Source organism: Nicoliella sp. ESL1113 (assembly GCF_058509245.1).
In genome coordinates this window covers 463,538-477,976 of record NZ_CP196387.1, presented here as the reverse complement: position 1 = coordinate 477,976, position 14,439 = coordinate 463,538, and the positions used below count along the sequence as shown (strand labels likewise).

Genomic DNA, 14,439 nt, shown 5'->3' with positions numbered 1-14,439 from the left:
GTTAACACCTTAGCACTTTATTAACAATTGATTATTGATAAATGTAAACGAAGTGTTATTTAAGATTTATGCCTGTAATATTCAAACTTGCATTTAAGAAAAAATTAAGTTATACTGTTCTAGTTAATTAAATAGATAGATGTTTGGGGTGCCTTTTTTGGCTGAGATGATACCCATTGAACCTGATCCAGTCCGTACTGGTGGAGGGAAACGTTTTATCAATGGTGTACATATTCCGAAAGGGACCTCAGTATTTGAGGTCCCTTTTTTCTGTCTATCTAAAATAATTGTTTAATTTATTGAAGGGAAGGATTTTCCATGTCTAAAAAATGGAGTCTTAGAAACATTATTTTAATTGCATTGATCGCAATTGTCTGTGGGGTTATTTTCTGGTTGACTAGTTTTATCTATAACGCATTAACACTAGTTTTAACACCAATTGGTCTTGCTCCCGCAGCAAACGATATTTCACTTGGTCTTTGGATCGTTGCTGGTCCATTAGCAGGGGCTATTTTCAGAATGCCTGGTGTTTCCATTTTCTCAGAAGTTGCCGGAGCCGTTGTTGAAATGTTCTTGGGTGACCAATGGGGAGTTATGAACGTTGTCTCAGGTTTAATTCAAGGTGCCGGAGCTGAATTAGGTTTTGCAGTTACTGGTTACAAGAAGTACGGCCACTTCCAATTATTGTTAGGTAGTATCTTCACTACCATCATTACTTTTACTTGGGATTGGTTCAAGAATGGATACAACGCATACGGTTTTGGAATGTTGATCTTCTTATTCATCGTTAGATTTATTTCAATCTGGGTATTTAGTGACCCAATTCCATTGGCCATCAAGAAGCTCCTAAACAGAAGCCACGCCATTGCATAATCATTTTAACGATTCAATGCTTCATAAATTTAAATGAATTTAAAGCACTTATAAAGCCAAGCTTGTAAGTGCTTTATTTTTAAATTACCAGGAGGAATTAACCATGACCACCGTTTCAGTTAGTCATTTTACATTTACCTACCAGCATCGCTCACAACCAGTATTAGAAGACGTGAACCTAACCTTTCCGAACGAAAAAATTAGCTTGATTGCTGGACCATCTGGAACTGGTAAATCGACGCTTTTAAAGTCAATTGCCGGTTTATATCCTGAGTTTGCCAATGGTGATTACACTGGTGAAATTAAAATTGGTGACAAGGAGATCAAAGACATTGCCCCTACTGACTTCAGCGGCTATGTGTCAATGATGTTTCAAAACCCCAATCAACAGTTTACGATGACGAACGTATATGATGAACTCCAATTTGCACTTGAGAATAGACAGTTAGATCCTAAAATCATCCCCCAACGAATCGATGATGCACTAGAATTCGTGAACATCACTAAGTTAAAGCACCGTGACTTGAACGCCCTATCCGGTGGTGAAAAACAAAAGGTCGCCTTAGCCATCATCATCGCAATGGATTCCGACGTTATTTTATTGGACGAACCATTTGCGAGTCTAGATCGTCAATCGCGAAGTGATCTGCTATATCAATTGACCCGCTTACGTGATCAAAAGAATAAAACGATCATCTTAGTGGACCATGACCTTTCTGGTTACGACAACATTGTCGATACGTTCTTCTACCTAAAACCCAACCAATTTCAAATTCAACAGTTAAGTAATGCAGAGGTCCAAAAATTATTAGTACCATTTGATAATCAAGAGTTAGCGGCCGTCCACTTCCCGATTCCCGATAATAACGAACCAGCCGATCTGATCTTAAACAGTTGTGAACTAAAGCAAAACCAAGGCGTATTGCTAAAGGCTGACCAATTCAAATTTCCAGCAAAGCAAATCACATTGATCACAGGTGAAAATGGAATCGGTAAATCGACCTTGTTCAAAGCTTTAACACGGCTCTTTAAGTATGAGGGTTTGATTTCATATCAGGATAAAGACATCCAAAAGATCCATAAGAAGAAATACCTTTCCCACGTTGCGCTGGTCTTTCAAGATGCTGAAATGCAATTCGTCGACATCACGGTTGAAGAAGAACTATCGCTTTCGATTAAAAACGCGGTCCATCATAATTACTCCAAAGAAGATATTGATGCCATGCTTAAGGCGTTGCAGATCGACGGCAGGGAAAAACAAGTCGTTTACACACTTAGCGAGGGGCAAAAAAAGAAGTTGCAAATCGTCGAGATGTTGATCATGGGAACTGACATTTTATTAATGGACGAACCATTTAAGGGGTTAGATATCAAGTCTCTAGAAACGGTAGTCGAAATGCTAAAAAATGCGAGTCAAAAATTTAACCAAACCATCATCATCATTAGCCATCAACTCAGTGGTTTGGAAACGCTATTTGATTATCACATTCAGTTCAAAGACCAACAACTTACTTATAAGGAGTCGTTATTATGAACACAGCCATTAAATTATTCATGATCATCATCATCGGAGTTGAAATTTCATTTATCCAAAGCGTCCCATTGAACCTTTGTATCTTAGCAGTCAGTTTAATTTACCTCCTGGTCAAACGGGTTAAATTAAAGTCGATCGCATATTTGACCCTGTACCCGATCATTCCAGCCTTTGGACTCTTAATGTCACAAGTTATCTACGGGACCCATGGCGCCATTATCGGATGGGTGCTGTTTACACGGTTATTCACCTACGTCTGGCTCGGGGCTACCTTTACGATGACTAGCAACATTAAAGACCTCGCATTCACATTGGAACAAAACTTCAAACTCCCATCCAAGTTCGCCTACGGAGTATTGACCGCATTCAACTTGGTGCCAAGGATCATCATCGAAGTCCAAACGATCCGCCACGCCAGTTTAATGCGCGGGGTTACGATGCAACTCTGGTCGCCGAAATTATATTTCAAAGCCATCTTAGCAGCCATTAACTGGTCTAGCGATCTCTCACAAGCAATGATCTCACATGGTTTTGTTGAAGATGCGCCACGGACTCACGTTGAAAAAACCTACGTTCGCTGGACCGACTTTGCTTACATGGCCTTTTGGCTCATTATGGTGCAATTACCAATTTTCATTTTTTAAACTAAGCGGTGAACCTTTCAATCAATTGTTTGTTATAATATAATGATAATTAATAAATAACTTCAGGAGGCTTACTATGACTAACGGAATTAGTAACATTTCAAAGGAAATCATTGATTTTCAAAAGGGCAACGCATGGCCAGATACCCAATTAGCTTTCAACCTACATATCAGCGTTGAAAGATTACACGATATCAAGTCAATGGAAAAGCAACCCACCAACGAAGAAAAAGAATTAATTGAAAACTTCATTGAAAACAACCAAAAAGATTCAGAAGAATAATAAAAAACCAGCCAGTTGGCTGGTTTTTTATTATTCTGGATGATTATTTTTCAATCCATCATCAGTTAAAAACGCTTCTAGATAATCGAACGCTAATTCACCAATTTGATTCAGAGGAATTGATTCTCGTTCTTCCAATCCATCCCGACTATCATCAACTTCTTGAAAATGAACTTGCTTCGTGATCGGTGTAATATCAAGTGGATAACCTAATTTACCCATCCCGCCAGCAGATGCGATTCGTACTAATTGATTTAAATTGATTGCCTGTTCAAGCAGTGACTCTAAAACATCGCTGCCCATATCAAACTCACGTTCATCATTTAAAACGGGCTCTAAAAAAGTATTGGCGTTATGGTTTTCTAAACTAAAGTGTTGGATCAATCGTAAATAATCAGAATCTAAGTAAATGTTTGCAATCATGGTAGTTCTTAATAAGACGTATCCACCAAATTGACCACTCATGGTCACTAAGTTAAAAATGACGTAATCTGAATTGTAATTCACAACGTAGCCAATGTAATAATAACCATTGTCAGCCACCGATTCAATTTCATATAAATGGTGAGTTGCTTTAGATTCAGCATAGACACTATTGATTTGCGGATCACTACCGTTAATCATTGCAGTATTGACCGAGGGCCCGAACAACAATGCTTTATTTTTGGTCAACATCGTTAATTCTTTCCCCAGAAATTCAATCGTTGTAATGTCGCTCAATTTGAAGGTATGCTTAGCGTGATCACTAAAATCGGTTTTATTGATTACCATAACCGAGACCGCTTCAGAATCGATCTTATCAATAACGCAATTATAAGTATCATTAACCCGTTCTAAATTACTAATGGTAATCATTACCACTTGGCCATTAACGTAGGAGCGGCCTAATATTTCTAATCGAATACTTGCCAGCTTATCCAGTCGCATCAACTTAGTTTCAGCAATTTCTTTAAAATGATACCGTTTTGCAAGCTCAATGCGGCGTTTCATGTGCCGTAGGTCAGGACTATCTTCAACTTCCACATCATAAACCATCTCGAGGCTTAAATAGACCATCCCATCAGGCATCCCCCATTCATCATAGGTCCGCATGACAAGCTCTTCGCTATCCTCATCCAAAATGTATACATACCCAGTAAAGAAAATTTCATCTAGGCGATAAACATTTACAATTGCATTGCGTTGGTACGCTGCTTTTAAATTATTTAAAACAATTCCCATTCAATCCCCCCGTTATTTTAAGAGATTGCAGTACTCATGTACTGAGCGAGGCGTTGCCCCTTAAGTCCATTGCTAATCCCAACGATTAACTTAATTCGCGCCTTCGGTCCATTCAATCCCCGACAAAGGCTGACTCCCATTTGTTCTAATTCGATTCCGCCACCTTGATAATCATAGATATCTTGGGCCATTCCATTGTAACAACGTGATACTAAAATCACTGGAATTCCACGGTCTAAAATTCTTTGTAACCCAGGTAACGTGGCTGGAGGTAAATTACCAGATCCTAATCCTTCTACCACGAGCCCCTTAGTAAGATCATTGTTCAAAGCGTCAAATAAGGTCTCATCCATTCCAGCAAACGCCTTTAGCAAAAAGATGCCTGATTCAACGTGGTCAATATTGAACGCTTCACTTTTGATCAATTCTTGAAAAAAGTATGGTTTGTGTTTACTAATGATACCCAATGGTCCAAAAGTAGGGGTCTTAAAAGTGGCTAGGTTGGTCGTATGCGTCTTAGTAACATAGCGCGCGGTGTGAATTTCGTCGTTCATCACCACTAACACACCCTTGCCGATCGCATCTTCAGAAGCTGCGACCGCCACTGAGCTTTGGAGATTGTATAAACCATCTGAGCCAATCTCATTTGATGAACGCATTGCACCAGTTAAGACCACTGGCAAATGGTTTGGTAAGGTCAGATCCAAGAAATAAGCCGTCTCTTCCAAAGTATCGGTTCCATGGGTAATCACGACTCCATCGATCCCATCTTTTTCAGCCTTTAAGATACGGTCCCTTAATTGCAACATTACGCTTGGGGTAACATGTGGGGATGGTAAGTTAAACATTGAATCGTTGATTAGTTCAACCTGGCCATCCAAAGTAACATCATGACTAGCAATCGGGTTTTCTTGATTAGGGATGACCTCCCCATTTTCATCAGCGGACATTGAAATCGTTCCACCGGTATGAATTGCTAAAATCGTCTTCAATTCAATTCCTCCTAATTACCATTTGGTTTATAACACTAATATTAACAATTATAAACTCTATTTCACAAATCTTCATTGTTTTTTAACAAAAAAAATGCTAGAGTAATTTATATTAATAGATGTGCCTATATAATACCAAAATAAGGTTGGTTAGTTTCTACCCACACCCGTAAAGTGTGGACTATAAGCAAAGATGATTGTCGCTTTGTTTACTTTTTTAATCACCACCGTTTGGCCATTATTCCAGACACTTGGAAGGATGATTAATTTGCAAGAGATTCGTTCTGAATCTAAATTTAAAAATGCGTTATTGGGGTTCCAACACCTTTTAACGATGTACTCTGGAGACGTGATCGTACCGCTTTTAATTGGGACCGCATTACACTTCAGTGCCGCTGACATGACGTATTTGATCTCCACGGATATCTTTATGTGTGGAATCGCGACGTTACTGCAATTAAAACGGACCCCATTAACTGGGATCGCGCTCCCAGTTGTTTTAGGGTGTGCGGTTCAATATATCGCACCATTAAAGGCGATCGGTAGTCAATTCGGGATCGGTGCTATGTATGGTTCCGTTATCGGGGCTGGGATCTTTATCTTCTTGATTGCAGGCTGGTTCGCAAAGCTACGCCGCTTCTTCCCACCAGTTGTAACGGGGTCTTTGATCACAGTAATTGGGTTCTCATTGATTCCCGTTGCCGTTCAAGACATCGGTGGTGGTGATCCGACCGCTGCCAGTTTTGGAAATGGGACCCACCTACTAGTAGGGTTAGCAACGTTATTGATCATTATTTTATTAAATGCGTTCGCAAAGGGATTCTTCAAGGCGATTTCCGTGTTGATCGGGATGTTAGCAGGAACCGCGATTGCTGGTGCAATGGGCTTAGTATCATTGAGTGCGATTGGCCAAGCTAGCTGGTTCAGATTGCCAATTCCCTTTTACTTCGGGGTGCCCCACTTTGAATGGTCATCGATCGTAACCGTTAGTTTGGTTGCCTTGACCACCATGGTCGAATCAACTGGGGTCTTCTTCGCCCTTGGTGATATCGTTGAAAGAAAGATCAATAGTGACGACCTAAAGCGTGGGTACCGTGCTGAAGGATTAGCTGCGATTCTAGGGGGGATTTTTAACACCTTCCCATATTCGACCTTCTCAGAAAACGTTGGGGTCGTTCAAATCTCTGGAATCAAGAGTCGTAAGCCAATTTATTACTCCGCATTCTTCTTGTTACTACTCGGGTTATTGCCAAAGGTCGCAGCGATCGTATTGATCATGCCTGACTACGTGCTAGGTGGTGCGATGATTGCAATGTTTGGTCTCGTTGGGGTCCAAGGAATTCGGGTGCTTCAAAAGGTTAACTTTGATGATAACGATAACCTATTGATCGTCGCTGTCTCAGTCGGTTTAGGATTAGGAATCACGTTCTACCCCCAAATCCTAAACGCCCTTCCTGATTCAATCAAAATCATCTTGGATAACGGAGTGGTCATTACCAGTTTATCCGCCGTCATCTTAAACGTCATCTTTAACTTCAAAAAACCAGTTGAACAACAACAATAAAATTAAAACGAGGGGCTCAATCTTAATTGATTGAGCCCCTCGTTTTGTTTAGATTCTGATTATAGTGATTGTCGGGTTGGGCGAACAATTACTTCACTAACTGACATGTTTGCTTGCGTGCCAATCGCGAATTCAACTGCTGAAGCCACTTGTTCGGGATGTAACCCATCAATTTGTTCAAAGAAATCTTCTGCAAACTTCTTTTGATCAGCATCGTTAATCGAATTGAATAATTCGGTCCCAGTACTTCCGGGTGAGATGATAGTCGTCTTAATGTTGTTTTCAGCCTGTTCCATTCTAAGCCCGTCCATAATTGCGCGAACTGCGTACTTAGTTCCAGAATAGACCGCACTACTTGGTCCTACCACGTGACCAGCAACGGAATCGGTGGTGATAATGTGACCACGCTTAGCCTTGACCATTTCAGGAAGCGCAGCGGCAATCCCGTTCAAGACCCCCATCACGTTGATGTCTAGCATGTTCTTCCACTCATCACGACGTCCTTCGACTAGCGGAGCGGTTGGCATAATGCCGGCGTTGTTATAAAGGACGTCAATTCTGCCGTATTCACTGATTGCAAAATCGATGACCTTCTTAACTTCAGCAAAGTTAGTTACATCCGCTTCAAATGGATGAATGTTTTGGTTCGGAAATTCATTCTTAATTTCTGTTAAGCGCTCGATCCGCCGCGCTGCAATGATCAACGTTGCGTTGTCCTTTGCCAATAGGCGACTGGTTGCTGCCCCGATTCCAGATGATGCACCCATGATTACAACTACTTTATTTGATAAATCCATTATAATTCCCCTTTTCTTTTTTTAGGTTATAATAAATGATAATGGATTCGAGTAACTCGAAGGCAAGCCTTTTATCTCGAAAGGAGCAAATTTATGAACTATTCAGTAAAAGAAGCGGCTGAAAAGCTGGGCATGTCACAACATACCGTCCGCTATTATACCGATCAGGGCCTGGTCCCAAGTCTACAACGGGATGCGCATAACCACCGTCGCTTTAGTCAAAATGCATTGGACTGGCTAAGTGCTTGTCACTACCTTAGGCAAACGGGCATGCCAATCAAGGCCGTTAAACACTATGTTGCCCTGTGCCTACAGGGACATCAATCAATTCAAGAACGGTATCAATTAATTACAAAACAGCAGGCAATTGCTGAACAACAATTGACCACCGCCCGCAAAAGGCTGGATTTTCTAAATGCTAAGGAAAAAATTTACCGTGAAGAAATGCTAGGGGAACAAAATGATCCAATGAACCCCGATACATGGCAGCCAACTGATAACACCAATCACGAATGTTAAACCAAAAAATGGTAAGCAGCAATCACTCGCTGCTTACCATTTTTATTTTGATCTTAAATCACTTTGGATAAGAAATCCTTAGCCCGATCGGTCTTAGGTTCCTTAAAGAACGTTTCTGGATCATTTTTTTCAACGATTTGACCATCATCCATGAACCAAATTTGGTTGGCCACGTTCTTGGCAAAGTCCATTTCATGGGTAACCACCAGCATTGTCATTCCCTTTTGAGCAAGGTCTTGCATTACTGAGAGCACTTCACCCACCTTTTCAGGATCTAAGGCACTAGTTGGTTCATCGAACAACATTACTTCTGGATGCATCGCAAGGGCTCTGGCAATTGCGACCCGTTGAGCTTGCCCACCAGATAAACTGCTTGGGTAAACATCAGCTTTGTTGTCTAATCCCACTTGTTTCAATAGTTGATGGGCAATCTCAGTTGCCTTTTGATCAGCCATTTTTTTAACTTTAATCGGTGCGACCTTAACATTGTCGAGCACGGTCATGTTATCAAATAGGTTAAAGCTTTGGAACACCATCCCCATCTTAGTTCTGAGGCTATCTAATTGCTTATCCTTAAGCTTCATTAAGTCCTGTCCATCAAAGTAGACCGCACCAGAAGTAGGCTTACCTAGCATGTTCAGACATCTTAAGAAGGTACTTTTTCCAGCTCCAGAGGGTCCGATCAAAGCAATCACTTGCCCTGGTTTAACTTCAGCATCGATGCCCTTTAACACTAGGTTATTTTTAAATTCTTTTTTAACGTTTTCAACTTTTAAAATATCATTATTCATGTTTTAATCTCCCCTCAAGTAAACTGAGCAATCTGGAAATTCCAAACGTTAGGATGAAGTAAATTACCATTACGATAAAGATTGGTACGACCCCTTGATAGGTATCGGCTTGCACAATTCTTAATTGGTAAATTAAATCGGTAACCCCGATAATCGAAACGATCGAACTTTCCTTGATCAACGAAACGAATTCATTTCCTAACGCTGGTAAGATGTTCTTAATTGCTTGGGGTAGCACAACAATTTGCATGGTTTGATTACTTGAGAACCCAAGTGATCTAGCAGCTTCACTTTGGCCATCATCAATCGATTCAATCCCACTTCTGATGATTTCAGCAACGTATGCCCCGGAATTAATAAAGACAGCGATAATTCCAGATGCTAGTGCAGGAACGTTAACAATCGTTCCTAATCCGAAGTAGACAAACATAATTTGAACCATTAAAGGCGTTCCTCTAATAAATTCAATGTAGGCAACTGCAATTCCGTGGAACAATTTGTTCTTGGATAGTCTCATCAATGCCAAGATGATTCCTAAGATCAACCCCAATATCGTCCCAATAATGGAGATCAAAATCGTGTATTCAGTCCCCTTAATGAAGTAATCCTTATAGTTGTACATTTGTTGCCAAACGGAAATCTTTTGGCTTTTTGCACCCTTACCCATTTCCTTGGAAGCGGCAGGAATGAACTTCTTTTCAAATTCATCACTCTTGTTCGATGCTTCAATCGTCTTGTTAGCGGCGTTCACCAACGATGTTGCACCCTTATGGAAGGCCACTACGTTTTGGGCCTTAGCAGTATTGAACTTAGCATCAATGGCCTTGATACCAGGGGTATTAGCAGCATATGCTTCCCCAGTTGCACTTTCAACAGCCACCGCCTTGACCTTATTGGTCTTTAGCGCTAATACTAAATCGTTAACACTTTCCATTCCCTTTAGGCTTGGATCCTTAACTTGTTGCTTTACCAAATTATATTGAGTACTTCCAGTTTGCACCCCAACTGGTTGGCCCTTCAAGTCCTTGTATGACTTGATTGAATTATCATTTGAATTAATCAACAAGCTTTGGCCACCATTGTAATAAGGAATCGTGAAATCAACACTCTTCGCTCTTTCTGGTGTTTTGGTCAATCCAGCGATGACCATGTCGACCTTTCCAGTCTGAAGCGCAACCAATAATGAATCAAAGCTCATGGATTTAATCTTAAGCTTTACACCCATATTTTTAGCAATTTGCTTTGCTAATTCAATATCAGCTCCTAAAACCTTAGCTTGACCACCTTCATTTTTAGTAAATTCATAAGGTGGATAATCTGGGGCCGTCCCCATTACGATGGTCCCCTTCTTCTTAATGTTTGCTAAATAACTATCACTTGCACTGGCATGTGCTTGTGTATATGTATTTTTATTCATGAATCCAGCAAACATACTGAACGTCATAATAAAAACCATTAATAGTTTAACAACTTTACCCTTCATAAAAATCAAAACCCCTCTTGTTTATTTATACTATTATAATAACACTGCATGTAATAATATGCAATATCTTTCTTAAATTGAGTGATAAATATACATAATTTGCATATCTAATAAATCGCATTTGAGTAAAGAAGGCCCAATACTGTAAAATAGTTAGTAAGGAGTTGATCATGTGAATAGATACTACCAACCAAAGGACTCTAAAGATGCCATGCGTTACATCGAAAAACTGTTCAATAGTTATAAAGATGAACCACTTACCCAGGAATTATTGAAATACCACCAAAAATTAATTCAACAAATTGCTACTAACGTGGTTCCAGTCGCTCAACAGGAACAAAATCAAAAACGGGTTGATTCGGCCCATGAAATGGAAAAGGTAATGCAACAATGGATTCGTGCTAAATTAATGGGCCAACCCTTCAATGGTCGAATGCACCATTTTAAATTTGAAGCTAATGGAAGCCGAAATAAATTCAAACGGCATCACGTAAAACTAAATGGTAATTCTAATTTACGATCAAGTCATCATTAGTCTTGCAGATTGGTTAATAATCATTTAGTATTAACATCATGAGGTGATAATTAAATGAAGAGTAAGATCGAACGCGAAGAACGTAAAAAAGCAATCGTTGATATGAATAGCTTTTTATTAACATATGCTGTTAACATTTTACCAAGCGGAAACAAAGACATCGCAGGGACCGTATATAATGCTCTTAAAAGCGATTTAACTGGTTTAGATGCGCTATTCAACGATGGTGGGATCGGTAGAACCCTTAAGTTCACTGATATCGCTGCTGGTTGTGCGCGAAACTTATACGATTTAGAACCAGCACAAGCTGATGCAGAAGGTAAGAAGATTACCGAAGAAGCAGTTGCTTATCTTGGTAATAATATCGATTCATTTAACCACTGGCTAAGTGAATAACAAAAAAATCATCCAAATGGATGATTTTTTTTTATGCTTGTAAATCGGCCTTCGCCTGTTGAATTTGTTTTTTAACCTGTTCAAATCCGGTTCCACCGAGTGAATTTCTTCTTTTAACAGCGGTTTCTGGCTTTAATTCTTCATAAATATCAGAATCAATCAATTCTGAATACTTTTTAAAGTCTGCTAGCGGAACGTCTTGAAGATTGATGTGTTTTACGATGCAATCATAAACAATTTTACCTACGATTCCATGGGCCTGTCTAAATGGCATCCCCTTGGTTGCTAAATAATCAGCCAATTCCGTTGCGTTTGAAAAATCATTGGTAGTTGCATCATACATATTTTGCTTCTTTACCGAAATACCCTGAAGCATGTGCATAAATATTTTAATAGATGGGATAATTGTGTTGAATGCATCGAAAACGCCCTCTTTATCTTCTTGTAAATCCTTATTATATGCTAATGGTAATGACTTCATTGTTGATAATAAGCCAATCAAATCACCGTAGACCCGACCAATCTTTCCTCTGATCAATTCAGCCATGTCTGGATTCTTCTTTTGCGGCATGATTGAACTTCCAGTGGTGTAGGCATCGCTGATTTCAATGTAATTGAATTCGTAGCTAGCCCACATACTGATTTCTTCACAGAATCTAGATAAGTGCATCATTAAAATTGAAGCATTGCTTAAAAATTCTAGTGCGAAATCACGGTCAGAAACAGCATCGAGTGAATTAGCATAAACCTGACTAAATCCAATTTCCTTGGCCGTCATTTCCCGATCGATGGGGAACGTGGTCCCAGCTAATGCTGCCGCCCCTAGTGGTGACATATCAGTATGGTGTTCGTTAAATTCGAACCGTTCACAATCCCGCTTGAACATTTGATAATAAGCCATCAAATAGTGTCCATATGAGATTGGTTGAGCGTGTTGTAAATGGGTATAGCCTGGCATAATGGTCTCAACATTTTGTTCTGCCATCGTTACCAATGTTTCTTGAAGCCCCTTTAACAACTCTATCACTTTTGGTAAGCGCCGTTTCACGTAGAGGTGAAAATCAACCGCAACTTGATCGTTTCTAGACCGTGCCGTGTGTAACTTTCCAGCGACTGGACCAATGCGATCAGTCAAGATCGATTCAATATTCATATGAATATCTTCGTTTTCATAGCTGAAATGCAGGTTGCCCTTCGCAAGGTCCGCCTTGATATCATTCAGCCCCGCTTCGATCTTATCTGCATCCGCTTGGTCGATGATCTTAGTCTTAGCCAACATGTGCAAATGGGCAAGTGAACAAGTAATATCTTCGTCAGCCATGAGTTGATCGAAGTAAATCGAAGCGCCAAATTGGTCAACTTCCTTACTTGTTGGGGTCTGGAACCGTCCGCCCCATAACTTTTTATTTGCCATCTTCATCTTCCTCTTTCTTAACGGTTACGTATTCTGGCTGCTTAGCGTTTTGCTTGTTAATGCTATCCATCAATGCGTGTTGCTTGTTCTTGATTTTCACTTGGGAGTAAACCTTAGTTGGCAAGCTCCATAACTTGATGAAACCAGCAGAAGCTAATTGATCAAATGAGTCTGATGAAGTGTAAGTAGCTAAGTTATCATCGTAAAGGGAGTTGGTTGACTTCCGACCAAGGATAATGATGTTACCTTTGAACAACTTCAACTTGATGGTCCCACTAACGTCTTTTTGAGTACTGTCAATAAAGCTCTTTAAAGCATCCATCAATGGTGAGAACCAAAGGGCATCGTAGACCATGTTAGCCATCTTTTCTTCGATCGTAGGCTTGAAGTGAGCAACGTCTTTTTCAAGCGTTAAATCTTCTAATTCCTTGTGGGCTTTTAGTAGGACAAAGGCAGCTGGTGTTTCATAAACTTCTCTGGACTTGATGCCGACCAACCGATTTTCAACGTGGTCGATTCTACCGATTCCATGTTCACCGGCAACCTTGTTCAAGGCTTCGATGATTTTTTCAAATGACATTGGCTTGCCATCAAGGGCAACTGGAATTCCTTGCTTGAAGTCGATATCAACAATTGCGGGAGTGTCTGGTGTCTTTTCAATTGGGTTAGTGATTCCAAAGGCATCTTCTGGTGCTGGGTTCCATGGATTTTCAAGAACCCCACATTCGTTGGCCCGTCCCCAAATATTAGCGTCGATTGAGTATGGTGAGTCTAAGTCAATTGGAATTGGAATATTGTGTTCCTTTGCGTAGTTAATTTCTTCTTCTCTAGACCAGTGCCAATCTCTAACTGGGGTTAAAACATCCAAGTTCGGATCCAAGTTATTAACAGCAGTTTCAAATCTAACTTGATCGTTTCCCTTCCCAGTACAACCATGGGCAACTGCGGAAGCGCCTTCCTTATGGGCGATTTCAACTAACTTCTTACTAATTAATGGTCTGGATAGTGCTGAAACAACGGGATATGCATTTTCATACATTAAGTTTCCCTTCAATGCGTAAGATAAGTAATCATTAGCAAATTCTTCGAGTCCATCAATCACGTAAACTTCGGAAGCACCAACCTTAAGGGCCTTTTCCTTCACCTTCTTAAGGTCTTTTCCTTCCCCAACGTTGATACAACAAGCAATTACGTCGTAACCCTTGTTAATCAACCAAGCAACTGAAACTGAGGTATCTAATCCACCGGAATATGCTAAAACAACTTTCTTTTTCATAAATATGCACCGTCTTTCGTTCAATTTGATTTATTATTCATTATAATATCACTTCAAATGAATAAATACAACCTAAAATCAAAATAAATTGATTAAATATGTATTAATTAATAAAAT

General features: G+C 40.0%; 15 protein-coding genes and 2 riboswitches. Of the genes, 8 read left to right on the top strand and 7 right to left on the bottom strand.

From position 1 onward, the window contains the following. Window positions 1–134: 134 nt before the first annotated feature. A riboswitch (TPP riboswitch) is annotated at window positions 135–226 on the top strand. Between the two features lie 92 nt (window positions 227–318). The 4 genes from ACSYTJ_RS01810 to ACSYTJ_RS01795 all read left to right on the top strand — a co-directional run bounded on the left by ACSYTJ_RS01810 (window position 319) and on the right by ACSYTJ_RS01795 (window position 3,334). After that, a complete protein-coding gene (locus ACSYTJ_RS01810; RefSeq protein WP_491717162.1) occupies window positions 319–873 on the top strand; it encodes an ECF transporter S component in 555 nt (184 codons plus the stop codon). 103 nt (window positions 874–976) lie between these two features. Continuing rightward, window positions 977–2,407: an ABC transporter ATP-binding protein gene (locus tag ACSYTJ_RS01805; RefSeq protein ID WP_491720019.1), complete on the top strand. Its 1,431-nt coding sequence runs from the start codon at window positions 977–979 to the stop codon at window positions 2,405–2,407. Beyond that, window positions 2,404–3,051 (top strand): energy-coupling factor transporter transmembrane component T family protein, encoded by a 648-nt coding sequence (locus ACSYTJ_RS01800; RefSeq protein WP_491717160.1) that lies wholly within the window; start codon window positions 2,404–2,406, stop codon window positions 3,049–3,051. The genes ACSYTJ_RS01805 and ACSYTJ_RS01800 overlap by 4 nt, the downstream gene beginning before the upstream one ends. Before the next feature lie 76 nt (window positions 3,052–3,127). Then, window positions 3,128–3,334 carry an LBP_cg2779 family protein gene (locus ACSYTJ_RS01795; protein WP_491717159.1) on the top strand — a complete coding sequence of 69 codons (207 nt, stop codon included), beginning with the start codon at window positions 3,128–3,130 and terminating at the stop codon, window positions 3,332–3,334. A gap of 30 nt (window positions 3,335–3,364) precedes the next feature. Here the strand turns inward: ACSYTJ_RS01795 and ACSYTJ_RS01790 are convergent, their stop codons facing one another. Next, on the bottom strand, window positions 3,365–4,555 hold the full coding sequence (locus ACSYTJ_RS01790) for a hypothetical protein (protein WP_491720018.1): 1,191 nt from the start codon (window positions 4,553–4,555) through the stop codon (window positions 3,365–3,367). Window positions 4,556–4,572: 17 nt separating this feature from the next. Further along, window positions 4,573–5,547 carry an asparaginase gene (locus ACSYTJ_RS01785; protein WP_491720017.1) on the bottom strand — a complete coding sequence of 325 codons (975 nt, stop codon included), beginning with the start codon at window positions 5,545–5,547 and terminating at the stop codon, window positions 4,573–4,575. A 105-nt stretch (window positions 5,548–5,652) separates the two neighbouring features. After that, a riboswitch (purine riboswitch) is annotated at window positions 5,653–5,751 on the top strand. A gap of 64 nt (window positions 5,752–5,815) precedes the next feature. Between ACSYTJ_RS01785 and ACSYTJ_RS01780 the strand changes: the two genes are divergently transcribed. Then, window positions 5,816–7,111: a nucleobase:cation symporter-2 family protein gene (locus ACSYTJ_RS01780; protein WP_491717156.1), complete on the top strand. Its 1,296-nt coding sequence runs from the start codon at window positions 5,816–5,818 to the stop codon at window positions 7,109–7,111. 59 nt (window positions 7,112–7,170) lie between these two features. Here ACSYTJ_RS01780 and ACSYTJ_RS01775 read toward each other — a convergent pair whose 3' ends face one another. Continuing rightward, the gene (locus tag ACSYTJ_RS01775) at window positions 7,171–7,911 is read right to left on the bottom strand and encodes an SDR family oxidoreductase (protein WP_491720125.1); all 741 of its coding nucleotides are present in this window, start codon (window positions 7,909–7,911) and stop codon (window positions 7,171–7,173) included. A gap of 90 nt (window positions 7,912–8,001) precedes the next feature. Between ACSYTJ_RS01775 and ACSYTJ_RS01770 the strand changes: the two genes are divergently transcribed. After that, window positions 8,002–8,427, top strand: coding sequence for a MerR family transcriptional regulator (locus ACSYTJ_RS01770; RefSeq protein WP_491720016.1), 426 nt, complete (start codon window positions 8,002–8,004; stop codon window positions 8,425–8,427). Window positions 8,428–8,480: 53 nt separating this feature from the next. On the opposite strand, the gene ACSYTJ_RS01765 is transcribed toward ACSYTJ_RS01770, so the two are convergent. Then, on the bottom strand, window positions 8,481–9,218 hold the full coding sequence (locus ACSYTJ_RS01765; protein ID WP_491717154.1) for an amino acid ABC transporter ATP-binding protein: 738 nt from the start codon (window positions 9,216–9,218) through the stop codon (window positions 8,481–8,483). Further along, window positions 9,211–10,701 carry an ABC transporter substrate-binding protein/permease gene (locus ACSYTJ_RS01760; RefSeq protein ID WP_491717153.1) on the bottom strand — a complete coding sequence of 497 codons (1,491 nt, stop codon included), beginning with the start codon at window positions 10,699–10,701 and terminating at the stop codon, window positions 9,211–9,213. The genes ACSYTJ_RS01765 and ACSYTJ_RS01760 overlap by 8 nt, the downstream gene beginning before the upstream one ends. A 172-nt stretch (window positions 10,702–10,873) precedes the next feature. Here ACSYTJ_RS01760 and ACSYTJ_RS01755 point away from each other — a divergent pair, with 172 nt between their 5' ends. Then, window positions 10,874–11,236 carry a hypothetical protein gene (locus ACSYTJ_RS01755; RefSeq protein ID WP_491720015.1) on the top strand — a complete coding sequence of 121 codons (363 nt, stop codon included), beginning with the start codon at window positions 10,874–10,876 and terminating at the stop codon, window positions 11,234–11,236. A 54-nt stretch (window positions 11,237–11,290) separates the two neighbouring features. Continuing rightward, window positions 11,291–11,632: a hypothetical protein gene (locus ACSYTJ_RS01750; protein WP_491717151.1), complete on the top strand. Its 342-nt coding sequence runs from the start codon at window positions 11,291–11,293 to the stop codon at window positions 11,630–11,632. A 31-nt stretch (window positions 11,633–11,663) separates the two neighbouring features. Here ACSYTJ_RS01750 and argH read toward each other — a convergent pair whose 3' ends face one another. Then, window positions 11,664–13,046, bottom strand: coding sequence for an argininosuccinate lyase (gene argH, locus ACSYTJ_RS01745; protein WP_491720014.1), 1,383 nt, complete (start codon window positions 13,044–13,046; stop codon window positions 11,664–11,666). Continuing rightward, window positions 13,036–14,322 carry an argininosuccinate synthase gene (locus tag ACSYTJ_RS01740; RefSeq protein WP_491717149.1) on the bottom strand — a complete coding sequence of 429 codons (1,287 nt, stop codon included), beginning with the start codon at window positions 14,320–14,322 and terminating at the stop codon, window positions 13,036–13,038. The genes argH and ACSYTJ_RS01740 overlap by 11 nt, the downstream gene beginning before the upstream one ends. Window positions 14,323–14,439: the final 117 nt, after the last annotated feature.